At 47.7% G+C, this 25,821-nt stretch carries 11 protein-coding genes; 6 read left to right on the top strand and 5 right to left on the bottom strand.

The annotated features are described in order from the left end of the window. Nucleotides 1-113 precede the first annotated feature (113 nt). Complete coding sequence (locus A8L45_RS04690; protein WP_068899749.1) at nucleotides 114-5,570, top strand: glutamate synthase-related protein; 5,457 nt, start codon at nucleotides 114-116, stop codon at nucleotides 5,568-5,570. A 22-nt stretch (nucleotides 5,571-5,592) separates the two neighbouring features. Beyond that, nucleotides 5,593-7,377 carry a sulfite reductase subunit alpha gene (locus A8L45_RS04685; RefSeq protein ID WP_068899748.1) on the top strand — a complete coding sequence of 595 codons (1,785 nt, stop codon included), beginning with the start codon at nucleotides 5,593-5,595 and terminating at the stop codon, nucleotides 7,375-7,377. A 320-nt stretch (nucleotides 7,378-7,697) separates the two neighbouring features. Here the strand turns inward: A8L45_RS04685 and A8L45_RS04680 are convergent, their stop codons facing one another. After that, complete coding sequence (locus tag A8L45_RS04680) at nucleotides 7,698-8,333, bottom strand: DUF6058 family natural product biosynthesis protein (protein ID WP_068899746.1); 636 nt, start codon at nucleotides 8,331-8,333, stop codon at nucleotides 7,698-7,700. Nucleotides 8,334-8,701: 368 nt separating this feature from the next. Here A8L45_RS04680 and A8L45_RS04675 point away from each other — a divergent pair, with 368 nt between their 5' ends. Next, nucleotides 8,702-9,301: a pentapeptide repeat-containing protein gene (locus A8L45_RS04675; RefSeq protein ID WP_068899744.1), complete on the top strand. Its 600-nt coding sequence runs from the start codon at nucleotides 8,702-8,704 to the stop codon at nucleotides 9,299-9,301. Nucleotides 9,302-9,351: 50 nt separating this feature from the next. Here the strand turns inward: A8L45_RS04675 and A8L45_RS04670 are convergent, their stop codons facing one another. Beyond that, nucleotides 9,352-9,750 (bottom strand): hypothetical protein, encoded by a 399-nt coding sequence (locus A8L45_RS04670; protein WP_068899743.1) that lies wholly within the window; start codon nucleotides 9,748-9,750, stop codon nucleotides 9,352-9,354. Nucleotides 9,751-10,140: 390 nt separating this feature from the next. Between A8L45_RS04670 and A8L45_RS04665 the strand changes: the two genes are divergently transcribed. Further along, nucleotides 10,141-10,551 carry a BLUF domain-containing protein gene (locus A8L45_RS04665; protein ID WP_068899742.1) on the top strand — a complete coding sequence of 137 codons (411 nt, stop codon included), beginning with the start codon at nucleotides 10,141-10,143 and terminating at the stop codon, nucleotides 10,549-10,551. A 6-nt stretch (nucleotides 10,552-10,557) separates the two neighbouring features. Here the strand turns inward: A8L45_RS04665 and helD are convergent, their stop codons facing one another. After that, nucleotides 10,558-12,690, bottom strand: a complete 2,133-nt coding sequence (gene helD / locus A8L45_RS04660) for a DNA helicase IV (protein WP_068899741.1) — start codon at nucleotides 12,688-12,690, stop codon at nucleotides 10,558-10,560. A gap of 157 nt (nucleotides 12,691-12,847) precedes the next feature. Here helD and yccS point away from each other — a divergent pair, with 157 nt between their 5' ends. After that, nucleotides 12,848-15,019, top strand: coding sequence for a YccS family putative transporter (gene yccS, locus A8L45_RS04655; protein ID WP_068899739.1), 2,172 nt, complete (start codon nucleotides 12,848-12,850; stop codon nucleotides 15,017-15,019). 82 nt (nucleotides 15,020-15,101) lie between these two features. On the opposite strand, the gene A8L45_RS04650 is transcribed toward yccS, so the two are convergent. Together A8L45_RS04650 and A8L45_RS04645 are read right to left on the bottom strand one after the other, a co-directional pair. Beyond that, nucleotides 15,102-15,842 carry a glycerophosphodiester phosphodiesterase family protein gene (locus tag A8L45_RS04650; RefSeq protein WP_068899737.1) on the bottom strand — a complete coding sequence of 247 codons (741 nt, stop codon included), beginning with the start codon at nucleotides 15,840-15,842 and terminating at the stop codon, nucleotides 15,102-15,104. Nucleotides 15,843-15,913: 71 nt separating this feature from the next. Then, nucleotides 15,914-24,223 carry a hypothetical protein gene (locus A8L45_RS04645; protein WP_068899735.1) on the bottom strand — a complete coding sequence of 2,770 codons (8,310 nt, stop codon included), beginning with the start codon at nucleotides 24,221-24,223 and terminating at the stop codon, nucleotides 15,914-15,916. Between the two features lie 368 nt (nucleotides 24,224-24,591). On the opposite strand from A8L45_RS04645, the gene A8L45_RS04640 reads away from it, so the two are divergent. Beyond that, the gene (locus tag A8L45_RS04640) at nucleotides 24,592-25,758 is read left to right on the top strand and encodes a Card1-like endonuclease domain-containing protein (protein ID WP_068899734.1); all 1,167 of its coding nucleotides are present in this window, start codon (nucleotides 24,592-24,594) and stop codon (nucleotides 25,756-25,758) included. The last annotated feature ends 63 nt before the right edge of the window (nucleotides 25,759-25,821 follow it).

Raw genomic sequence — 25,821 nt, 5'->3', positions numbered from 1 at the left:
TAAGTATTGCTATCTAGCTATTCTGGATGGCCGATTAGTGAAAGTGACGACATTCAAGGTTATTTGATAACAAGGTGGTTATTCGGCTTACAAATATATGGACAATAAAAATTATGAAACGTTATTTATTCGATAGAAATAGTGAGCATTCGAGTTGTGGTGTCGGCTTCATTACCCACAAACACAGCAAGCAAACCCATACTTTACTGAAGCATGCCCATCAGGGTCTTTGTATGATCCCGCATCGCGGAGGAATCAGCGCAGACGGTACAGGCGATGGTGCAGGGGTTAATATTGACATTTCACTCAATTTCTTTCGAAAGCTGACCAAAAAACCAAGTTTAAAGCTTGGAGAGTTTGGTGTTGCTAACTTTTTTTATCCTGTCGATAAAAACCAACACAAAATTGCGCACCAAATCATTGTAGATACCCTCAAAAAGTACGAGCTCAATGTTCTTCTTTGGAGAGATGTCCCGGTCAATAATGATGTGTTAAACAAGTGCAGCGCAGCTGCGCAACTTCCTATCAAACAATGCGTATTCGCCAAGCCTAAAAGCGTCAGAAATCGCGCTTCTTTTGAACATATTATCAACTTGGCACTGCTCGACATTGAGCAGCCAGCTTTTACCCATCCAGAGTTAGAGGGTCTTTATCCACTCTCGATGAGCAGCCACACGCAGGTATTGAAAAACAGACTCAACAGTTGGGAAGTCGTCGCCTACTTTTGCGACCTCACGGATACGTCACACAAAATTCACACGCTGTTTTTTCATACCCGTTTTTCCACCAATACCGCCCCAAACCCGGTATTCGCACAACCATTCAGACGAATGGCTCACAATGGTGAATTGAACACTGACAGAAAAAATCGCCTCAGTGAAGCTGCAATAGCCAGACTGCACAACAAAAAAGTTATCTTTCCAAAAGGCCAATCAGACTCAGCCAGACTTGACCAGACCCTTGCCCGCCGGGTGACGGAAGACGAAATGGACATTGACGTGGCGGCACTGGCCATGATGCCACCAGCATGGGAAAACGACCATGAGATGCCAGACAATGTCCGGGATATGCTTGAGTATTTTTCTTTGTATGAAGAGAAAAACGATGGACCCGCAGCGTTCATATTTGGCGATGGTGTTAAAATAGGTGCCCGCCTCGACAGATTGGGCCTTCGCCCTCTGAGAACAGTGGAAACAAGTGATTACCTTGCTGTTATGAGTGAGGCAGGCCAGATAGATTTTCCTCATGATGAAGTAATAAGACGAGGACGTATTGAGGCTGGCGGTATGGTGGTCTTTAACCATGAGACCAAAGAAACCCTCTACACCAATCAAATATTGGAGAGACTTGCTGCTGAGAAAGATTACAGCGCAATTCTGAGTGAAGCACGGATCCTGTTATCTGATTTACCAGATGCAGACGTGTCGCAATTCGATAATTCTTCCAGCCTTGAACCTGCGGCCAGACATGTTGCCTACAGCATGAACCAAGAAAGTTTCAAGTTTATGCTCGATCCGATGTTGCAAACGGGTATGGAAAAAATCTCTGCCATGGGATACGGCTTAACGCCCAATGCACTGTCAGGCATTGAAGGCGGTGTATCCAAGTACTTCAGCCAACGTTTTGCACAGGTAACCAACCCGCCTCTCGACAGTATTCGCGAAGCAGATGGCATGACATTAAGAGTGGCATTGGGACCGAAACCAAACATCAGCCCGACGACCAATGTTCAGTTAGTCATCCCATCACCCATATTGCAACCCCAGCAAATGGTACAGATCCTTGAGCAGGACAAGCTGAAGATCGGGCATATCGATACGCTTTTTATTCCTGACCTCAAGGCAGCCAAAGGCGATGAAACCAACGTTAAGCGTTTGCAACGCGCACTGGATGACGTTGCAGACCAGGCTGAGAAACTGGCGTCTTCTCAACATGATATTATTGTATTGACTGACCAACATGTAAGCCATAAAAAAGCGGCACTGCCTGCAATGTTGGTAATAGCTGCCGTTAACCAACGTCTGATCGATAAAGGGCTACGTTTCTCAACCAGTATTATCTATCAAACAGGCCAGGCCTCCAGCACCCATGACATTGCCAGCCTACTAGGTTTTGGTGCATCTGCCGTCTGCCCGGTGACTGTTTTCAACCGGGCCTGGGAGCTGTACGGTAACATTGAGGGTGTGAAAACAGCACTCAAAACCTATCAAAAGGCCGTTGAAAAAGCACTGATGAAGACCATGGGTAAATTTGGCCTGTGTACAGCCGAGAGTTATATCGGCGGCGAGTTTTTCGAGGCAAATTTCTTAGATACTCAGGATCCACCTCTGGCAGCTCTTTTTCCAAACATCCATTCACCTGTTGGCGGTGCTCAGTTTGCTGACTTAGTGGAAAGTGCTATCGAATGGCATCAAAAAGTCTTTGAGATTCAAGCAGAAAATCAGATCCCAGTGCTGGGATTGTTCAAAGAGCGTGCTGAGGGCGGCGCACACGGTTACGGAAACCTAACCACCCGCGAGTTTGTCGCCTTAACGGAAGAACCCATCCAGTATGCTGCAGAAGATGCATCCGAGTGGGATGAAAGCGGTTTTTTATTGCCTGAAGACGAAGGCTATAAAGACCTTGGTTTTGAAGCCAGAACTCCCGAGCAAATTGATTCTTTTGCAATGACAGAGGTCTATCGAGAGTTTACGGAGCGAATTTATGAAGAGCGTAAACAGCGTCCCGCCACCTTGCGTGACGTGTTGGCGCTGCCCGTTGACCTGTCACAATGCAAGACCGAGGACGATTTTGTAGCCACACTCAGCGGCATTTCTTTCCGTGGCTCACCCCAAGTTTCACTGGCTGGACTCTCTGTCGAATCCGTCGGCGGCGATAAGTGGTTACTGCAACTTCACGAGCAGCCAAGAGCGCGCCATCCTATGCTGGCATTTGCGCTACAGCAGGTGTTCGGCAGTGATCTGGTCGGTGTTGATGTCGGCACCCGTGGCATTCAGCTGAACGCTCATGGTACAGCGAAAACGTTTTTTACCCACACCAGTCCACCACCCAACTCAATCTCTCTTGATGATGTGCAACCCGCCCATCAGATCACAGCTGCGTTTGCGTCAGGGGCGATGAGCCATGGCGCATTGGTCGCAAGAGCACACGAGGCCGTTGCTCACGGAACCAACATAGCCGGAGCCATGAGTAACTCAGGAGAGGGTGGAGAAAACTCCCGCCGCTACAACTCAGTGAAAGCCAGTAGGATTAAACAGTTTGCATCTGGCCGTTTTGGGGTGTGGACGGGTTACCTTGCCGATCCCTCTTTGGAAGAAATTGAGATAAAGATCGCCCAAGGTGCTAAGCCAGGTGAGGGTGGACAGCTCCCCTCCCCAAAGGTCAATGTGGAAATTGCCGCAGCTCGTGGCGGAACACCGGGCGTTGAATTAGTATCACCACCTCCACACCATGACACCTACTCCATCGAGGATCTTGGGCAACTGATACATGACGCCAAAGCCGCACGTGTGCGGGTGATTGTAAAACTGGTGTCGTCAGAAGGCATAGGTACGATTGCCGTCGGTGTGGCGAAAGCAGGTGCTGATGTTATCAACGTTGCAGGTAATACTGGCGGAACAGGTGCAGCTCAGGTTACCAGCCTGAAGAACACAGGTAGAGCAGCTGATATCGGTATTGCTGAGGTTCATCAGGCGCTCGCGGAAAATGGACTCCGTGACAAGGTGACACTGCGTTGCTCGAATGCTCACCAAACAGGGATAGATGTCGTCAAATCGGCGATCCTTGGCGGTGATTCCTTTGAGTTCGGGACAACCGCGTTAATGATGCTTAAATGTGTCATGGCGAAAAACTGTAACTTAAAATGTCCTGCGGGTCTGACAACCAACCCTGAGTTATATCGCGGCGATCCCCGCGCGCTGGCTCAGTATTTTATGAATGTGGCACATGAAGTCAGACACATTCTCGCGAGTCTTGGCTACACATCACTGGAAGCGATATGCGGTCAAACACACCTGTTGCACCTTATCAACCATCCAGAGATGATTGGTCAACTCGATATGACAGGCCTGCTGGCCAAGGCAAACACAAAACACATTGAGGATCCTATTTGTCTCGAAGCGTGTTTCAAACCTGACGATGGTTTTATCGAGACGGTCGAAGATCGCTTCTTCTCCACTAATAACGAAACGATACAATTTGAGGGGCCAAGTCTCTGTAACTGCAATAAAACAGTAGGCGGGCAGTTCTCTATCGATATTGAGCGTATTCTTAATTATCGTCTCACTGACAAGGATGCGTCTCAGCATCCTGCTGTTCACACCCTCGAAAACGGCCGTCGGATACTGACATCGGACAGTGTTGAAATCATTACCCGTGATTCCGCTGGTCAAAGTTTTGCTGCCTTCAATAATTCAGGAGTGACAATGCGTCATATCGGCACCTGTAATGATGGAGTCGGCAAAGGCGCAAGCGGTGGACGCATCATCGTTCAGTTCCCTGGCGGGCAGTCCATCAGTCAAGGCGACAATGTACTCATAGGAAACTTCGCCTTGTTCGGCGCTACCGGCGGCGAGCTGTTTGTAGAAGGAGAAGCCGGCGACAGATTTGGTGTCAGAAATTCAGGGGCTGTCGCTGTTGTTGAAGGCGTGGGTGACTTCTGCTGCGAATATATGACAAATGGTGCCGTGATCAATCTCGGTGGCTACGGAAAAGGCTTTGGTAACGGAATGAGCGGAGGAACCGCTTTCCAGTACGACCCGTCCGGCGCTATCGTCTCGTCCTGCAGTAACGACTCGGTCAAAGCAATCAGCCTGAAAGGGGGAGATAGTTTGGTTGAGGGCCAACGTCAGGCGCTTCATTACCACCTTACCCAGCATTTTAATGCGACAGGATCAGACAAAGCCAGAGCGATTCTTCACAACTGGGCGCTGGCAAGTGCTGACTTTTATGTCCTTATTCCTCTGTCGCTGTTCAAGTACCACACCAGCGATGCTATTTCGGCAGCGATGGACAGAAAAAGTATGGTTGAAGAGCTCTCCCAATATTTTTCCCGTCTCCATATCAGCCGGATAAAAGAGGCGTACGCCAACCATGAAGCTCAGGGGATCTCAATATTTGATGGAAAAGTTCCAAGATATGGAGATAGAGACACCGATTTGATCTGCCAGTATGTCAATGCATCTGGCGTGTTAAGGCGTGGTCTTGAAACCGCCAGACAAGCAGATGAATTTCTCAAGCGAGGGGCGACGGAAACTCAGGCCTGTCGTTACCTGTTTGATACTGAAGATAAAAGACTGATTGATGTTCTTGTGAAAGATGCCAAAGCTGCACTGGCTGACTATGACGATGCAGCATTGGCCTGTTTGATCGCACAGAAACGTGTTGATGATTACAAATCTGCGATGTCAAAACGTGAAGTCTGGGATTCCCGAGCATGGGGAACCAGCGTATGGATTATTGAGAGAGACAGGGAGATTCGACAACAGCTAGAACAATACCCTGCATTTGAACAACTGCTGGCCAGTCATTACTGCCACGTCCTCAGTCAGGTCATGCGTGACGCTGCCTAATTATCAGGAGAATGGATTAACGATGAAATTAGACAACACACAAAAAGTACCTTATCTACCCGAGGATATTCCGTTTAACAGCGAACAGACACAATGGCTCGGCGGCTTTCTCGCCGGGTTACATACCAAGCTGCTGGTTCAGGAAGAAAATCAGGCCCCAGCCCAATCGCAGCAGGTCGCGGTAAGACCAATCACAATTATTTACGGCTCACAAACCGGAAATGCAGAAAGCGTAGCTGAAACAGCGGCAGAGCAGGCTAAATCAGCGGGGCTGACGCCAACCGTGCTCGACATGGATGACGCTGACCTCAATCAACTGGCTCAGAACGAACGTCTGCTGGTTGTCACCAGTACCTATGGCGAAGGCGAAATGCCAGATAATGCGCAAAACCTTTGGGACGCTATCAGCGCAGACGATGCGCCGAGTTTCGCCAATACCCACTACTCAGTTTTGGCGCTGGGCGATACCAACTATGACGACTTCTGTCTGGCAGGGATTCAGTGGGATGAGCGGCTTGAAGAGCTTGGTGGCCAGAGAGTGACCACACGGGTTGATTGTGATATCGATTTCGACACCCCAGCCAGCGAGTGGATGGATGCGACCTTGCCTGAAATTGCTCAACGAGGCAATGCAGGTCCTGCGGATGCCGCCTCTCAACCTGCAACGACCAGCAGTAAAAAGAATAAGCCCAAGCATAACCGACAAAACCCACTGTCTGCTGAACTGCTTACCAAAAAGTGCCTGACCTCCGATGGGTCGAGTAAAGAAACTCTCCACTATGAATTCTCTTTGGCAGGTAGCGGAGAACACTACGAAGCTGGCGACGCGCTGAACATTATTCCGATCAACAGAGAAGATCTGGTGACTGACCTGATAGCTCGGTTAAACAGCAGTCCTGACGCAGAAATCAACTTCGATAACCAGCCGTTGACTTTACATACCATTCTCAAAGAACATCTTGAGATAAGGCTTCCCAGTAAAGAGTTTCTCGCCCACCTTGCAGGACACAGCAATGACAAGTCGCTTGCTTTAATGCTTAACGATACTGAAAAGTTAAACGACTATTTGTGGGGCAAAGATACGGTTGATTTACTCGGTCTCTTTCCAGACACAGCCATGACCGCAGAAGAGTTTGTCGGCTTATGTAAACCACTGGCACCGCGTGCTTACTCCATCTCGTCCAGCATCAACTATCACCCGGAGGAGGTGCATCTGACGATTGGTAACGTCAGGTACGAAAGTCATGGGCGAGACCATAACGGCGTTTGCTCGACATTCCTGTCAGACATTGCCGACGAGGGTCAGACCGTCAAATGCTACTTCGCTCCTAATAAACACTTCGCTGTACCAGAAAATCATGATGCGCCAATGATCATGGTTGGTCCTGGTACAGGTATTGCGCCTTTCCGTGCTTTCCTCGAAGAGAGAAAAGCCACAGGTGCCAATGGTGATAACTGGCTGTTCTTTGGTGACAGAAACCGGGATACCGATTTCATCTATCAGGACGAAATCGAGCAAATGCAACAGGATGGCCTACTCACCCGCCTAGACTTGGCTTTCTCCCGCGATCAGGCAGAAAAAGTATATGTGCAGGATCGAATGGAAGAAAACGGCAAAGAGCTGTTTGAATGGCTAGAGCGCGGAGGCTACTTCTTTATCTGCGGTGACGCATTCCGGATGGCGAAAGACGTAGATAAGGCACTACACAGAGTTATCGAGCAACACGGAAGTATGAGCGCAGAAGCTGCCGAGAGCTACGTCAATGATCTCAAGAAACAAAAACGCTATGTGCGTGATGTTTATTAAGATGACAGTAGTTATATAAAAAACGTCCGTGATAGCACCTTCGACACAATCAAACCAAGGCCCGTTTGTTCGGGCCTTACTGTTTCAGGCATATAACTACCTTTGTAAATTTCTGGTGCGAACAGAAAGCAACAGTACTGTATTTTAAGGCGAGTGTTACGGGACGACAGATTGAACGTTTTTAGTATTACTCTCCCCCTTTAAAAACGGTGGAAGCAAACCCTATAAATCGCTGGCTTAACTCACACAAAAGTACCAAGCTAGAGTTAGTGCCAAATGAGTGTAACTCTGCTTTTTTCTGTCTTTGGTCGGACCGTTTGTTAGATGTCTAGTTTGTACTCACGTCGAACGTCATCAACCAGACGATGGCGTGAGCTTTTTAGCCTCTCATGAGGCGCAAATAAGGAACTGGCAGAGTCCAAAAGATTAACGGCCCGTTCGAGACGACTCAGTTGCTTTTCATCTAAATCAGACCATTCAGTCAGTTCATTAATCTCTGTTGTCGCAAGTGCTTTAGCCGCTATATCCTCTGGCAAACCAGATTTAGTGCAGAGCCCATAGGTACCATTTAAAAAATGCGCCCATTGCTCTTCGATATGTAACTCTAAACCTTCATTGAATTTGTGGTCGCTTATTACAAACCCATCACTCTTTAAGTTGTTTAAAGCCGCTTTGTAACGGGATGCAAAAAGTAAATAAGCGTCGTTACTACTTTGGAGTCTTTTAATCGCTGTTACCCAAGAAATATAGCCTTTTGCATAATACTCCAGCTCTTGATGCTCGGAGTAAGCACCAAAAAAAGAGTCACTTTCCACGTTTATTTTCAGCTTGTAAGAACACTGCGGCATTAAACGCCGATGCTGAAGTTTCATCAGCTCTTCTTCAGTCACCTTAGAGAGTTCAAGCAATTCACTTTGAGTAATGAAGTGATCGTTCAGATATTTAATTAATTTCACAAATTTAAGCTTCCATTTAGAGACGCTGACAGGTTAATTCACCGCAAAAAATTCAATATAGTTCCTAAGATTTGTCCAATGTTATTAATACGTAAAAATTGAGACCGTCTCCATACCCCAAACGTCACTGCTCGAAGGAAATCACCAAATATCTGGCACGTGAAAAATCTCTAATTTAGACTGCCGCTGAAATGGGGAGGGTGACAATAGATACCTGACGAAGAACGGGATGGAAGAGTTTTTTGAGGAACACGTTATCCTGACTTAATTGCATCATATCAGTCAGTTATTCTACTGATTGGCGCACTTTTATGTATCAGCGAATACGTTTAAAGAATCGTTTCCAATACAGTCAGGAGGGTATCACAGTGTCACGGATAGGAAGTCACAAAGAGTACATAGAACAGAATTTCTTCCAGCTTTCCTGCAGCTTCAATCGCTTAAAAAATATTGAATTTGAATCCTGTACTTTTGTTGAGTGCGACCTGAGTGAGTGCGAACTGGACCACTGCCGTCTTGTTGACTGTAGGTTTGAGAGGTGCAATCTCAGCCTTGTCACCTTTTCACAAACCCGTCTGAGCAATGTAGAATTTTCTGACTGTAAACTGGTTGGTATTGACTGGGTTCAGGCAAGGTGGACGCCATTTGATTCTGGCTCTCAACTACGCTTTATCGCGTGCGTACTTAACAAGTCCTCATTTTTTGAATTGGATATGGGTGAAGCAATATTTAGCGACTGTCGAATGCATAATGTTGATTTCCGCGGCGCTAGCCTAGTCAGTGCAAAGCTAAACGGCTGCGATTTAAGTGATGCTAAGTTCGAACAAACAAACTTAGAGGGCTGCGATCTAGAGAGGTCTGTCAATTTCGATATCAATCTTAAAATCAATCATCTTAACAAGACCGTAATGCCGCGAGATGAGGCGGTTAACTTATTGACGAGTCTGGGTATCACACTCGTTGACTGACAATAATCAACCGAAAATTGGCAGATATAACCTTGACGAAGTCCCCACAATTAAGGCTTGAGCTCGTATTCCCTCTCAGGCTCCAACAACTCAATAAACGGAGCAATGTGACTTTCGTTAAGGATGGGTTCAAGATCTTTAATCTTATCGGCTATCTGTCTGGCTTCTACACGGCATATCATTTGCAGCCCAGGCCCAGCCTCATCCAGCCTATGATACAAAGCAATTTGATGATGTAACCAAATCAACAACTCGTAGTGCCTCAAGATGTCATCGTAGTGATGGCAGACACCGGCGAGTTCGAGGCTTGCAGTAATCAAATCTTTTAATTTACAAATTCCCGGCTTACCGCTTTTCATTGCTACCAACCGGAAAGTAAGAACAGTATTGGCACACTCGAAAGCTTTGCGGTATTCGTCCATTCGCTTGATGTAGTCTGAATCTGGCATGATATTTACCTAACGGACACCAAAGACGCTAATGATAATGATTATCATTAGCAAGGTCGATATAAAGAGCTGCGCAATGTCACAAAATGTGCAATATATCTTTATTTTCTGATCCTTTATTAAGCGACACTACAGAGTGTTATCACGGGATTTGAGCGGTTTTTCAGACTAAATTCTCCCTGTTAAATGACATGCTTTGAAAAGAATTCATGGTCGGCAACGTCTAAAAATAACCATGAAGGACTGCTAGGAGATATTAGGGTTTGTACTATTCTCATAAGTATAGAGGCCACCTTCAGCAGTGATTTAACACTCAGTTGTTTGATGTATCACCTTATAAGCCTTTATGTTCTAAATAAAAACTAGGTTTAATAATGTCCAGAGGGTGTTATGAAAAATGATCTTACGCAGATTATTTACATAAGCAGTGCGGAGCATCCTTTCTCTGACCGCGAGTTGGATGAATTATTAGAAGACATCCGACAACGAAATCAATCCACAGGGGTAACAGGCATGTTGCTCTACAGAGACGGAGATTTTATTCAGGCAATTGAAGGGCCAAACGACCACCTTGTGTGTTTGTACGAAAAGATTTGTCGCGATAACCGCCATTATGGCGTGCGTGAGATGAGCAAACTTGCCATCTCAGAAAGGGCATTTGATGCCACCCCGATGGCTTTTCATCACATTCAGGACAATGATCCCAGATTGTCACAGCATCAGTCTTTTTTCAGCGACGATCCATCCGTCACCTTCGATCCAGGAGAAGCTCTCAGCTTATTGCTGGCATTCAAAAAGTAAGCAGCATCAACCATCATTGGTACTTGCCAACTCTACGTCTTCACCCTGCAGAACAGTCTGAACCTTTCGCTTTGTCAGCCCAGCTAACTTCTTGAGCACTGGATAGCACTCGTCAATTAATTCACAAACAAAAGGGGAAGGCCTATCAGGTGAACAGCTCAACCATACGTGCTCCTTAGCCCTTGTCAGCGCAACATAAAATAGCCGCCGTTCCTCAGCATCCTCTATCACATCTTGCTGCGGCAAAAGCGCATCCAGCATAGCCTCATTTCTGACTCGTGGCGGGAAAACATCCTGATCAACATTTACGACAAAGACAAAGTCCGCTTCCCTGCCCTTGCTTGCGTGCGCGGTTAAATAATCAATATCAAGGTTGCTGAAGCGAGATTGCCAATCCGCCAGTTGGGTCGGTCTATGGCTGTTATTACGACCAATGATGAGAACACTGGCAGATTGATGACGCTGGGACAGATCTGCCATAATGTCTGCCTCATTTCCCTCTCCAATCACAGTCACGGCTTTTTTCTTCTGCGTTTTGATACTATTCAGCGGCTTCTCAAGCTGTAGTGGGTTCTGACAGACAAATCGATTCGCGACTTCTCCTATCATATTGTTAAAGCGATAAGTGGTATCTAAGTAGCTAATATTTCCATCTGGGAACCGCTCAGAAAAATCGGTTGTCAGGCATACATCAGCACCAGTGAAGCGGTATATTGCCTGCCAATCATCACCGACAGCAAACAGAGAAGGCGTTCGGCTTTTCTTTGCACAGCACAGGGCTTCCAGCATTGTCATTCTCAATGGGGAAATATCTTGATATTCGTCGACCATGATAAATCGAATCCCACTGACATCCGCACCATGTTTACGCTGTAGCAGTTTCGCTGCCTGACGGATTAATCCGTCAAAGTCGGTCGTCCCCTCTTTTTTCAGCACGTCCTGATAGGCCTTAACCAAAGGGGCGATAAGACCGAACTCCGCATTAGCCTGCTTATCTGTTGAGTCTATGTTCTGTTTAACTTTGGTCATACTCTCATTCTGCTGTAACAACAAACTGAGCCTTCGCCAAATCCACTGATGAAGCTTTTCTGAGTGCGCTTGCTTAACCAGTTCGCCATCTCTATCAACCCCGGGAAGAGGCCATTCAGAAAAGTACTTGTTCCATCGGTTAAGCTGGGTTTTATTCTGCCACTGTTCGGAAAGCGCCAAGGTAATGAAAGCTGAGCGGCTGCAGTCCTCACTGGCAAGGTGTGAAATGTCAGGTGCCTTGCCCGTCAGCTTCCTGATAGTCTCCAATGCAAAGCTGTGAAACGTCGCCACCTGAATCCCTTTCATCTCAGGTTGGCCCAACCTTTGTTTCAGTTCCTCTGCCGCTTTTTTGCCAAACGCTAGGAGCAAGATCTCTGAGGGTTGAGCCTGACCACTGGCAACAAGATATCTTGCGCGAGCAGTAAGCACACTGGTTTTACCCGACCCTGCACCTGCCAAAAGGAGATTATGGCTCTCATCCTGCAAGACAGCATGTCGTTGGGACTGATTAAGCGGTGATGATTCGGCCGTGTCAAAGAAAGGCTGCCAGATAGAGAGCGTTTCGGTCAGCCACGCCTGATTTCTCTCGGTACGGGCTTGGTCTGGCTTTTCGAGCCATGCCAGTGCTCTTTGATGAATGGCGGGTACGACAGCATTCAACACAGCAAAACTAACGCCATAATCTGTCAACACCTTGTGAAACCTACTCTGCCATTGTGCAACGTCATCGACCCTGAGGTAGTAAGGCGCATCATCAAGTTCGGCAAGCAAAGCATCGATCTGCGGCAAAATGGGTTTCAACAGTATTTTCTGCTCGTCCATCCACAGGCGATGATGTTCAGCCAGGCTCTGAGCGAAGGTTTCGAGTTTCCGCCAGTTCAGTCCATGAATTCTGATTATTCTTGCCTGCGTATCAAACGGTGAGACAAAAAGTGTCAGCTCGCCCCAGAATATGCCGCGACGAATTCGACACTGACCATCCCACAATGCAAAAGGGACGGTTTCGAACATTTTTTTTGACTCTAACTTTAAGCAGTTTTCACCAACGGCAATACTGAAGTGGTCACCCTGCACAAACCATTGTGCAAAGGGACTAGCGGTAAGTTTCATAGTGTTAATAAATCTGCATTGTTTTTAGCGAGAATAGCAGTATTTCCATCAGTTCTCATAACATGAGTGTGAATTCTCAGTTTTTTGTTGATATGTGACACATTACACCCCTAATTCTGGTAACTTATTGACCAATAAAAAGTGGCTCGGAACTCCAATGAACCGTCAGTTAACCCCTAATAAGTTTCGTCATTATTGGTCTAATAGCCGAATTAACTACAGTATCCGCGTTTTCATAGCACTTAGTAGTATTGTGCTCGCTTGCTGGTGGCAAAATAGCATTGAAGCAATCAATCCTCTTGTACTGGGTGTGATTGCTTCAGCGTTAGCGGAAACAGACGACAGTTTAGTGGGGCGTTTTAAATCTCTGACCGTTACCCTTATTTGCTTCAGCATTGCCACCCTTTCTGTTTCTTTTTTATTTCCCTATCCCGAATTATTTGCTGCCGGACTTTTCTGCTCAACGTTCTTTTTTGTCATGCTTGGCGCTATAGGCAGCCGCTATGCCACCATCGCTTTCGCGTCTCTTATGATTGCGGTATACACCATGTTAAGTGTGGAGGATGGTACGGCGCTTCTCCAACCAACCTTGTTAATGTCAGGCGCGAGCTGGTACGGGCTCATTTCTCTTATATGGTTAGCAATCTGGCCTTTGCAGCCCGTGCAGCACCACTTGTCATCAATATTTGCTGAACTCGGGGATTATTTCAGTCTTAAATCAGATTTGTTTCTTCCCACCAGCGAGCCAAGTCCTCAACAGACCCGGCTCAAACTGGCCAACCAGAACAGTCAGGTAGTCGGTGCTCTCAATCTGGCAAAATCAGCCTTACTGAGTCGCACCCGTCGTTCAGCATCAAATAACACCACATCGGCTTTGCTTCAGTCTTACTTTATTGCACAAGATATTCATGAGCGGATCAGCTCTTCTCACTATCTCTATGCCGACTTGTACGATGCCTTTTTCCATAGTGATTTGTTGTTCAGAGTTCGCTTGTTGATGCAGCAGCAAGCTCACTCCTGCCGTGCCATTGCTGAGGCGATTACTTTGGCACAGCCCTATCAGCATGCTGAGGCCAATCAACGGCTTTTACTCGAGCTGGCTGATGCCATTGAGTATGTAAAACAACACAATACGCAGGCAAGCAGTGAACTCATCGCTCAGGTTGATTACTTATTTCGCAACCTCGAAACGGTTGAAAACCAGCTTAACAACGTGACAAACGCGCATTTTGTCGCAAACGAACAAGCTGACAGTGAACTGGCTGACTTTGAAGCACACAGCGTGAAGGAGAAGTTTTATCGGATCAAAGCCCAACTGACGCCAAAAGCTCTGTTGTTTAGGCATGGGATCCGCCTTGCTACCGCTTTAACAGTGGGTTATGGCGTCATTCAGATGCTGGATTTGGAACAGGGATACTGGCTGATGCTCACCGCGCTCTTCGTCTGTCAGCCCAGCTATGCCGCAACCCGTTCAAAACTGACTGACAGAGTGTTTGGCACAGTTTCAGGTCTTGCCGCCGGGTTGCCCCTGATGACGCTGTTCCCAGACTCGGGCGGACAACTGGCGTTAATGGTCGTTTTTGGGATGTTGTTTTTTGCTTTCCGCGTCACTCACTACATGCTGGCGACAACCTGTATCACTCTGTTTGTCCTGATGTCGTTTAATCAACTTGGGCATGGCTTTGCGGTAATGGTTCCCAGGATGGCGGATACGATTGCGGGCTGCATCATCGCGGCACTGGCGGTGAGGTTTATTCTGCCTGACTGGCAGGCACACCGACTGCGAGGCATCATGTCAGATACCCTGACCGCCAATAGCCAGTACCTGCAAAAGGTATTAACGCAATACCATGAAGGTAAGCAAGATACGGTGGAGTATCGGGTTGTGAGGCGTCAGGCACATAACAAGGATTCACAGCTGACAACGGCCATGAGTAACATGTTGGCTGAGCCCGGCAGATATCGAACGGCCACCGACGAGGGTTTTCGCTTTCTTTGTTTAACCAACGCGATGCTGGGTTATATTTCGGCAATTGGTGCTCACCGACAACCGATTGAGAGTGGCGATCTTCTGGAAGCAATTGAGACCGCGCATCAGCATGTCTCAGACGGACTCGCTCAGCTGGTAAACGAAATTGATAACCCTGATCCTGATATTGCCGCATTACAGTGGGAAGAAAGGCCAAGTAGCTGGCGGGAGTTGAACCATTCATCAGACTCCGCGGAGTTTATTTTACGCCAATTGAGTCTTATCGAACGGATTATTCCTGAGCTTTACAGTCTAATTGGAAGCCTGAACAGCAAAGCATTGAATACGTCTAAAGCCTAACACCTCACAACAGATAGCGTTCTGACCACGCCATCCATCGCGATAGCGCATGGGTTAGCAAGGTCAGCGTTATATCAGCGGGCTAATATTGTCGGTAACGGGAAGGAAACTCATGACCAATGTCAGTGAAAATCCCGTCTACCCCCCAGTTGAACAATTGATTGGCTCTTGCAAAGTCATTGACCGTGTAAACATTTACCCGATAACCCGCCGCTTTAATACGAGCCACTGTCTCTTTGTCCACGCTCAAATCGTTTAGATGTATCGCCGAAGCAGAGCATGACTGAGCGGATGACAACCAGTCATGACCGAAGTCTTCAGCTTCGAACAGACAAGCAACATCGACGTGGGGCTGTTTTCGTTTGAATTCAGCAAGAGCCAAATGATTGAAGCAAGAAACCAGAAGCTCTGATGTCGGCGAGAGTTGCTCCAGTCCTTTAATGACTCCATCTATCAGCTTCAACGTCATGGGCCAACCTGCAGCACACGATTTTATTTCCACATTTATATTTAGCTGATGTTCGTTTACCAACTCGATCAACTGTTCAAACGTTGGCAAGGGCTCTCCGCTAAATTCATCACCAAACCAGCTGCCTGCATCAATAGTTGTCAGGTCACTCTGGTTCAATGCGTATAAACTACCTGTTTTATCAGTGCAGCGGTCGAGGGTATCGTCATGTGACACAACAACAGTGCCATCAGCCAGCACATCGACGTCACATTCTATCCAGCCAATACCGTGAGATTTGACTATCGAGAATGCTGACAGGGTATTTTCAGGGGCCAGCGACGACATGCCACGGTGAGCAAATAGTGTCTTCATGTTTTTCAGGTCTCGTTATTAACGCTGACGCGAAGATTGCCTGCCCACTTCAATTTGATCAAGCGTTAAGGTCAAGTCTGAGGCTCAAGCACCAAAGCCTGCCGTTCTAACATACAACGAAGGATATCCCCTCCCGTCGCAGTATCATCAAGACCCAGTGATGCCAGACTCAAGTGATCAAGTTCAATATTGGCAATGGCCTCTCCTCCGGGTGTTCCAGAAACGTGAAGCACAATACCAGATGCCGTAATTTCGGGGCGGATATAATCCCTGAGAACTTCTACAGATTGCTGACCATGAAGACTGGCAGGCAGTAATGTCGACAGATCGCAGACACCATCTCCTTCTTGCATCTCAACATGCTGTGTTTCAACTGCATTCATTACCACTTGCGTTGACTCAGGTGCGAAGCTTTCATCTTCGTTACCAAAGACAGCAAGCTGCCCAGACATCAGCATCGCCTCGATGATCTCATCCTGATTCATACTGTGGCAATCAACACCCAGCATGGCGCTTAGAGGCCGTCCTTTAACCAGTATGGTGCGCTGAAGAGTGGCACTGACATCAAAAATTTGTAATCGGGTATCGTCGCCGACTTGCTGAATATCCAATCGATTTGCCAATTGAGTGAAGGTAAAGCGCCCCTCAGAAGCAAAGTCTCGCTTGAGGTTAATCACATCGACACCGATATTGAAATTTTCAATCACATCGACGTTACCCCCGGCAGATTGCGCCTGTGTATCGTCGTCGTGAGCTGCATTCAGCATATCCTCTTCCAGTACCGCTGCACTGACTTCAGCATCAGTCACACGGAAGACAGCGTTGATAGAGCAAAGTGTCGCCTCTCCTGCCATCGCTTTTATCTCGACAACCCGACGGGGCTGATCGGTTAAAGCAATATACAGGCTATCGACGACAGAGTTTTCGAGGTTCACTGTCCAGGTGCCATCTCCATAATGCGAGCCGACAATATTTTCATTGGCATCGACAATCCGACTGGTATCTCCCAGTCCACAAATGGTCAGGCTGGTGACGATATCTAATTGGTCAACCATAGATTCCAATAGACCAACAACGGGTATCGGGATAGCGCGATTCGTCACAATAGTTGCTTTCAGATTACCGCCAGATGACAACTCAGCCAGCTCAACAGAGCGTCCCTTGGGCGTTGCCCGGGTAATAATCATCGCAATACCTGCCTGCGATCCGTGGTGACAACTGATCCCTTTTTCAAGCAGAGAGTTTACCGCCTCTACCGCACCCGTCAGTACCAGTACATTTTTGCCTTTACCATTAGCAATCACATCAGGGGCATCAGCCTCAATCGTCAACTGAGCGTCAATACCTGCTGCCAGCGTTACGTTCACCTGAGGATAATCCGACTGATCAAGGTGAAGTCCGGTGACAAGCTGATCCTCATCATTTTCTGTATATTGGGATTCCGAACCAGAATTGAGTTCAGAGTGAGACTCCGAAAGATGATTATCCGTTTCAACATATGTCTCTGTCGCGTTTTGCTCATCAGCAATTGGACTGGCGGAAGCTGCGGGTTCCATAATATCCGCATTCATCGAAGCAGTATCTGCCATTGACGCAGTATCTTCCATTGAAACGGCATTATCCATCGAGACAGCATTATCAGGCTGACCAACGTCGTCTGTGCTACATTCTGCTTCAATCGGCTCGGCAGCCATCATGTCTTGCTGATCCTCTGTGGCTCCTTCAGCAACTTGCGGCTCTACGTGCTCAGTAGGCTGCTCAAAAGGTGCGGGTTCAGTCTGAGAGTTTCCATCAAAAGTCACCGATTCTGAGCCCATTGCATCAAGATCAAGGGAAATCATCTCTATCACAGTGCGGTATTCGATTGACGTGGGATCCTTCAGAGTGATCACCGCTTTAATCTCTAGCGTTCCCCGGGTGCCCTCCTCGGGCATAAAGAGAATTTCGTCAGCCAAGGAAGCCAGATACACGTTGCTGTAATTCCCAGAAGGGAGTGCGAAAGCCCCCTTTGAGTAATCAACAAACAACATTGCACTTTTCACATTACTGATGTCACCCAAGCCCTGACAGCTGACTAATAAAGAGGCCAGAGTCATCCCTCCACACTGGCTGACACTCTCAGAAGATGACAGTGGATGGGCCGAATCTTCAATCGCCTGACCAACCTCACTCACCTCGCCTTCTGACCGCGAAACAATGAGCCCCTGATAGATAGCCGTGCCATCCGTATTGCCGAGAAAAGCCTGAATCGCTGTTGTCTCAGCAGATGACTGCGATGACAATCTGAGATAAATGTGGCCCGCATCCAACATCGCGAGGTCGAAGCTAAAACGAGCGACTGACATGCCAGTATCATCCTCTGCCCAACCGATGAAACTGAGCTCAATGTCGGTCTGTGTTCCATGGTCAGAGACCAACACGAAGACATCTTCTTCGTGGAAATGACTGATGGTTAATGTCAGCTCTGTCATCCCGGACATCATGGCGTTAGCAAACTGACGACGGATTTCAGCAAAGTCGAGAGGAACAACACCATTAAAAACCAGACCTTGATGCACTTTTGCCATATCAACGTTCGACGCTGACATTGCCTCGTCCGGCGTGCTGTCTCCGGACATTACGCTCTCTTGTGACGGCATACCGTCAGGTGCTATGTCTGCAGTCTCTGCCGACAGCTCAGATAACGCATCTGTCATTGGCGCAGCTTCAGGTATATCTTCCACCTCATGTATATCGCTCTGTAGCTCTTGGGCAGGCTCTGCATTCAGGTTGGGGCTATGGTCTCCCTGATTGATAATAATATCGACGTGACTTTGTCGAATAGCACCCGTTACTTCGTTAATCAGACTGAAAGCGACGGACATATTCTCTTGCCCATCAGCGATATCAACTCGCTGGTGCTGAGTCATTTCGTAGTCGAAATCGGGCCTTCCGGAAATCGCAACGGGGGAAAGATCAATCACAGGAATGCGACCATCAGGATCGTCAAGATAGAGACTGAGCATGCCAGGTACTTGCGTATCGATTAGCAGAGGCATGGTGTAGCATGTCACTCCAGAAAATGTTGCGGCAACAACGTCGGGATCAAAGGCAATAGTTTCTTTAGCTGTTATCTGACTATCCGTTGCGGGCTCTATCTCTGGCTCCGCTATTTCGTTTGCTGTATCTGCAGCGTCAACAACGCTTTGCTTCAACCCATCATCAGCTTGTATTTCTGGCATCTCAGATGTTTCAGCAGTCTCGCAAGGCGGGGATATCTCATTACCCATCCCATCGTTTTCTGCTGCTGGCAATTCTTCTGACAGCGAAGGTTCGGCTAGGTCATGCGGAGAAAGTGTCTCTACTGTAGGAAAATCTGTCTCAGTAGCATCGATGACACCGGAAGGTTCAGTGCTGGTATTTTCATCCGGTAACTCTATCTCGGTGGTCACCATTTCGATGCCGTGCCCCTGCAACTGAGTATCTGTTGTTGAATCACTCAGATCAATCTGTAGAGACTGTGCCGGCAGTATTCGCTCTTTGACACCGTCAACCGTGGCTGTCTGAACAATACCCTCCACCATGATGCTAAAACCAGTCTCAATATCATGTGGGGCAAGAAGCTCAAGACCAATGATTTTATCTGCCGATATCCGGTCATCTCCGGAGAGCTGATGAATCTCGCCCTCGTCAATCGTGTTATCTCTCAATTGCAGGCTGGTATTTTCCGGGAGGCTGAATACTCTGACAAATAACTCTTCGTTTTCCGCGTCTGCAGACCCACTGATAGAGATCTTTTGTGCCAGAGAAATTACCCGCTTCTCCTCATCCGTTTCGGTCTGACCACTGACGTCTCCAACCCTGACATCTACATCCACCGAAGGACCAGTCTCCTCTCCATCAACCGACACAGACACTGTCAGGATAATTTCACCAAAGAAACCCTCTTCTGGCACATACATGACTTCACTTAATGCCATACCGTCGTTGAGAAGCCAGTTACCCTTGGCATTAAATATACCGCCACCAAATAAAATCCCTGTTTCGGGCTGAAGAGAAAAGTGAAGAGAATGCCCGGTGAGCGCATCTGGCTGTAAGACACAATCAATCAACAGACTGGCAAGTGGAACAGGTTTACCTGACTCGACATGAACAGGTTTTAACGGAACACTCAGCAAAACGGGTGGAACCAATGAGGATGATTCGGATGACATATTCTCGGTGGTGTCTTCTATCACACTCATGTTGCCGCTATCCAGAGACTCAGCACCTTCAGCGGGCATCACATTATTACTTTCATCTGGCGCTGGTTCACTGTGCATGGCGTCAAGATTCGGTACATGATCACCCTGATTGACCGCCACGGGTATCTGATAAGGACGGCTGTTTCCGGTCACGCTGTCCACCAACATAAATGGCAACATAAAGTATTCCTCGCCGCTGGCGACGTCTACTTTCTGATGCTGGGTTGACTCGTAATCATAGCTAACACCGTCTTTGCACCGTACCGGAGTAATATCCATCACCGCAATGCGACCATCGGCATCATCAAGATACAGACTGAGTAGTCCGGGAATGGAACTATCTATCAATACTGGCATGGCATAACAAGTCACGGCAGACAGGGCTGAAACCAACATATCCGGGTCAAAGATGACGTTCTCTTCACCACCTGATGGCTGTGCCATTTCTGGCTCTGGAGACATGCTGGGCTCTGCAAGATCCTCTTGCTGCATCATCTCAGCGGGCATACCTTCCGCTTCCTCAGCTGAGTTTTCCTGTAATGAAGTTTCTTTATCTAGGTTTTCCTGCATCGGGGTGCCATCACCCATCATATCTGGTGCAGTTTCTGCAGTATCCATGATGTCAGGCTCTGACGGCGTGATGTCCATCGCTGGCATTTGCTGAGCAGGGTCTGGGTTGGACAGGGACAAATCAGGTACATGGTCGCCCTGATTGACCGCCACTGATATCTGATATGGTCGGCTGTTTCCGGTCACGCTGTCCACCAGCATAAACGGCAGCATAAAGTGTTCCTCGCCGCTGGCGACGTCTACTTTCTGATGCTGGGTTGACTCGTAATCATAGCTGACACCGTCGTTGCACCGTACCGGGGTAATATCCATCACCGCAATACGACCATCGGCATCATCAAGATACAGACTGAGTAGCCCGGGAATGGAACTATCTATCAATACTGGCATGGCATAGCAAGTCACGCCGGACAGGGCTGAAACCAACATATCCGGGTCAAAGACGACGCTCTCTTCACCACCTGTTGGCTGTTCCGTTTCTGGCTCTGGAGACATGCTGGGTTCTGCAAAAGCATCTTGCTCCACCATCTCAGCGGGCATACCTTCAGCTTCCTCAACTGGGTTTTCCTGTAATGAAGTTTCTTGATCTAGGTTTTCCTGCATCGGGGCGCCATCACCCATCATATCTGGTGCAGTTTCTGCAGTATCCATGATGTCAGGCTCTGACGGCGTAGTGTCCATCGCTGGCATTTGCTGAGCTAGATCCGGGTTAGTCATGGACAAATCAGGTGCATGATCGCCCTGATTGACCGCCACTGGTATCTGATATGGTCCGCTGTTTCCGGTCACACTGTCCACCAACATAAATGGCAGCATGAAGTGTTCCTCGCCGCTGGCGACGTCTACTTTCTGATGCTGGGTGGATTCGTAATCGTAGCTGACACCGTCGTTGCACCGTACCGGGGTAATATCCATCACCGCAATACGGCCATCGGCATCATCAAGATACAGACTGAGTAGTCCGGGAATGGAACTGTCTATCAACACTGGCATGGCATAGCAAGTCACGCCGGAAAGGGCTGAAACCAACATATCAGGGTCAAAAACAACGCTCTCTTCACCACCTGTTGGCTGTGCCATTTCTGGCTCAGGAGACATGCTGGGCTCTGCAACAGCCTCTTGCTGCATCATCTCCGATGCTGTTTCTGGCATCGCAGTATCCATGACGTCAGGCTCTGACGGCGTGGTGTCCATCGCTGGCATTTGCTGAGCAGGGTCTGGGTTGGACAGGGACAAATCAGGTGCATGATCGCCCTGATTGACCGTCACTGGTATCTGATATGGTCGGCTGTTTCCGGTCACGCTGTCCACCAACATAAATGGCAACATAAAGTATTCCTCGCCGCTGGCGACGTCTACTTTCTGATGCTGGGTGGACTCGTAATCATAGCTGACACCGTCGTTGCACCTTACCGGGGTAATATCCATCACCGCAATGCGACCATCGGCATCATCAAGATACAGACTGAGTAGTCCGGGAATGGAACTGTCTATCAACACTGGCATGGCATAGCAAGTCGCGCCGGAAAGGGCTGAAACCAACATATCAGGGTCAAAAACAACGCTCTCTTCACTACATGTTGGCTGTGCCATTTCTGGCTCTGGAGACATGCTGGACTCTGCAACAGCCTCTTGCTGCATCATCTCCGATGCTGTTTCTGGCATCGCAGCATCCATGGCGTCAGGCTCTGACGGCGTGGTGTCCATCGCTGGTATTTGCTTAGCAGGGTCTTGGTTGGACAGGGACAAATCAGGTACATGATCGCCCTGATTGACCGCCACGGGTATCTGATAGGGACGGCTATTTCCGGTCACGCTGTCTACCAACATAAATGGCAGTATGAAGTATTCCTCGCCGCTGGCGACGTCTACTTTCTGATGCTGGGTGGACTCGTAATCATAACTGACACCGTCGTTACACCGGACCGGTGTAATATCCATCACTGCAATGCGACCGTCGGCATCGTCAAGATACAGACTGAGTAGTCCGGGAATGGAACTGTCCACTAACACTGGCATGGCATAACAAGTCACGGCAGACAGAGCTGAAACTAACATATCTGGTTCAAAGAGGACGCTCTCTTCACCACCAGTTGGCTCTGCCATTGCTGGCTCTAGAGACATGCTGGGTTCTGCAAACGCATCTTGCTGCATTTCAGCGGGCATGATATCCGCTTCTTCTGGAGAGTTTTCCTGCGCTACGTTTTCCTGAATAGGGACGTCATCACCCGCCATATCCGGGGAAGCTTCTACCACAGCGGAGTCCATCGCCATCACATCGCCCATTGAAGAATCTTGTTCGGTAGCTACCGGATCAGGTTCACTGCTGCCAGTCAACATCTCTTCCCGACTCGCCACCTCAATCTGTACTGTGTATATCTGACTGCCGCCGTCCAGCATTTGCAGTGGTAACTGTAACCAAATACCTTCATCATTTATCCGTATGTTGCCATCTGCGCTGTCATAATGATCAAGGTTGGCTGAGCATTGCAGATCATAGTTAGCCATTAATGCGTTACCTTCAAACGCAGTGGTGACCTCCAATGTCATCACGGTCTGATCATTACAGCTGCCCTTCACAGAGATACAACCATTTCTCTGTTGATCAAATCCGCACATCAATGCGAATGAAAGTGGATCCCCCTGCGAACTCAATCCAGCCAGGGAAAACTGAAACGGTATTAGTGCGCTGGGTTGTATTTGCATTGAACCCGGCATCAAACCCAGTGTTCCGTCGTCAATCACTGAAGAATGACTGAATGCAACAGACAGGGAGTTGTTGTCATGGGTGTCTTCCGTCATTACCGATATCTCCGCTTCTGAAGCTAAAACATCCATACCGTTCATTTCAGGGCAAGGTGAACCGCCAGTGTTGTCTTCATCTGCAAGTATTTCTGAATTAACCATGGTCTCTTCCGATATCTTTTCAGGTGCCGCGCTGAATGTGCCCATTGTGTCCGGGGCAGCAACGACTGGCTGCGGCTCATCAATTGGTTGTTCTGGCTCCTCACCACCTTGGCCATACTGATTTTCTTCAATGCCTACTTCTTTCTCGTTATCTGTTTCCGCCACACACAAATTGAAGTCGATGTCTGGTGTAGCGCTTAACGACGAAGAATCGTCGGTCTCGTCATTGTCCGTAATCTCATATTCACTGGTCATAGAGTGAGTCATAAACCCAGCATTCGGTTGCCCGGGCTCTTTCTTGGTTGCGGCTACAAGACATGTACTCGGATCCAAACCACAGACAATCATTTTTTGGATTGCTGAAACATCGATGTCCAAAGAGCTATCAGAATTAAGTTGCTCGGGATAAAAGTCGACTGGCAATTCAACAATCGTTAATTCCGGCCCTGCCTGCTGATACTCCATAACATTGACGCAGGCAATTGAGTACTCAGACAATTCAAAGCAAATGCCATCGAAAACTATGGTCAGACTCCCTTGCTCGCCTGTCATTAAAATCTGACTACCGTCTAACCCCATCCCCTCAATCGTGGGTAAAACAAAGCCATCACAGGTAAGCACATAAGCTGTACCAGTGCTTTTAACGACGTTCAGGGCCGCTGAAAGGCCATGGTTAAACATGCAACCAGTTCACTCCATCGCTGATCATTTCAGGGGCAAGAATGAGCAAAATTTTTTGCGGCCAAAAATCGTTAAGTCCCGACAAAGACACATTAAATCTGAAACACTTGCGCATACTTAAGACTAGGTAACTTTTGAAAGATTTTTAGAGTAAATAGAGAAAAAACATATGTGAGGGGATATTTTCCTCGGTAAAAAGAATAAAAATTCTGTTAGGTACTTGAATAAGCAAGATATTGCCCCAATATTAGGGTTTCTATGCAAATTATTGACTTATGTCGCCTGCTCTTCAGAATCCCGGTCTAGCGTAACTATAGCTGGGCAATTGTGGTAAAAATGGACAGTGAGCAGCATTCGATGGAGTAGCTATGTCAGTTCATGTAGGAATTATTGATAACGACCCTGTACGGCTTATCACAGCCGTTCTGCATCAGAAGCTGGCAGTCGCAAAGCTCATTCTGATTGGTACCGCAGAACAAGAACAACAATTTACCCGCTTTTCAGATGTTTTGACTCCCAAAGGAATTGAAAGTGAGTTCTTCAAAATACCGTCAAATGTCAGCATCAGTGATATCAAAGCAAAACTCAGGGAACTTGCAGAACGCCTGAAACAGGATGGCAGCGAAGTGCTGTTTAATGCCAGCTGCGGTTTACGACACCGCCTTTTATCGGCTTACGAAGTATTCCGTTCATATCGCTGGCCAATTTACGTCATTGAACCTTTCAGTGATGAACTCTGCTGGCTGTACCCTGATGAGGTAGAGCACCAACAGGTTGAGGACCATATCGGCATAAATGATTACCTCACCCTCTTTGGTGCACGCAGCGAACTGCAAGATGAAAATATCGTTAAGTCGCTTGACCAGAAGGTGAAGTTTCTCGGCGAAAGATGGGCCAGCAATGCGCAAGAACTTGGTCCGGGCCTTGCCACACTTAACTATCTGGCTACCACATGTCGCAAAGAACAGAGGCTCGAGGTTGAGTTATCTGAAAAACAACAAGGCTACCGTGAGCTTGCCATGTTGATTGATGACCTGAAAGACGTTGATCTTGCGACGTATAAAGATGGTACGCTGTGTTTTAGCAGTGAAGAGGCGCGTCGATTCGCTAACGGTGAGTGGCTTGAGTGTTATGTCCACTATTTAGTCGATGAAATTCAGCATGAACTGCTTACGATTCAGGATAACTCTCTGGGTGTGCAGGTTTATCGCCAAATAGGCGATATTGAAGTTCGGAACGAGCTTGATGTCGCTGCAGTAGTGAATAACAAGCTCCACATCATTGAATGCAAAACAAAAAGTATGTCAAACGATGGTGATGACACCCTTTACAAGCTCGAATCACTCAGAGATCTCTTGGGTGGCCTTCAAGCACGTGCCATGTTGGTCAGTTTCCGTCCTCTCCGACATCATGATGTTACCCGTGCCAAGGATCTTGGTCTGGCGTTGGTAGGACCTGAACAACTCGGCGATCTGAAAAACTGTCTGTTCAATTGGTTTTTCAATGCCGGCGGCCTTGAAAATCCTGTGCAATAACACTGTATTATAAGAACAAAAAAAGCCGGATTATTCCGGCTTTTTTACGTTTACGTCAGAAAA

Source organism: Veronia pacifica (genome assembly GCF_001707825.1).
GTDB classification, from domain to species: domain Bacteria; phylum Pseudomonadota; class Gammaproteobacteria; order Enterobacterales; family Vibrionaceae; genus Veronia; species Veronia pacifica.
The sequence above is the reverse complement of the archived record's forward strand: the minus strand, read 5'-3'. Positions and strand labels throughout refer to the sequence as shown.

Excerpts from the sequence above, each read along its gene's own strand:
- A8L45_RS04690 (WP_068899749.1), top strand. The coding sequence starts at position 114 with ATGAAACGTTATTTATTCGATAGAAATAGTGAGCATTCGAGTTGTGGT.
- A8L45_RS04685 (WP_068899748.1), top strand. The coding sequence starts at position 5,593 with ATGAAATTAGACAACACACAAAAAGTACCTTATCTACCCGAGGATATT.
- A8L45_RS04670 (WP_068899743.1), bottom strand. The coding sequence starts at position 9,750 with ATGCCAGATTCAGACTACATCAAGCGAATGGACGAATACCGCAAAGCT.
- A8L45_RS04665 (WP_068899742.1), top strand. The coding sequence starts at position 10,141 with ATGAAAAATGATCTTACGCAGATTATTTACATAAGCAGTGCGGAGCAT.
- helD (WP_068899741.1), bottom strand. The coding sequence starts at position 12,690 with ATGAAACTTACCGCTAGTCCCTTTGCACAATGGTTTGTGCAGGGTGAC.
- yccS (WP_068899739.1), top strand. The coding sequence starts at position 12,848 with ATGAACCGTCAGTTAACCCCTAATAAGTTTCGTCATTATTGGTCTAAT.
- A8L45_RS04650 (WP_068899737.1), bottom strand. The coding sequence starts at position 15,842 with ATGAAGACACTATTTGCTCACCGTGGCATGTCGTCGCTGGCCCCTGAA.
- A8L45_RS04645 (WP_068899735.1), bottom strand. The coding sequence starts at position 24,223 with ATGTTTAACCATGGCCTTTCAGCGGCCCTGAACGTCGTTAAAAGCACT.
- A8L45_RS04640 (WP_068899734.1), top strand. The coding sequence starts at position 24,592 with ATGTCAGTTCATGTAGGAATTATTGATAACGACCCTGTACGGCTTATC.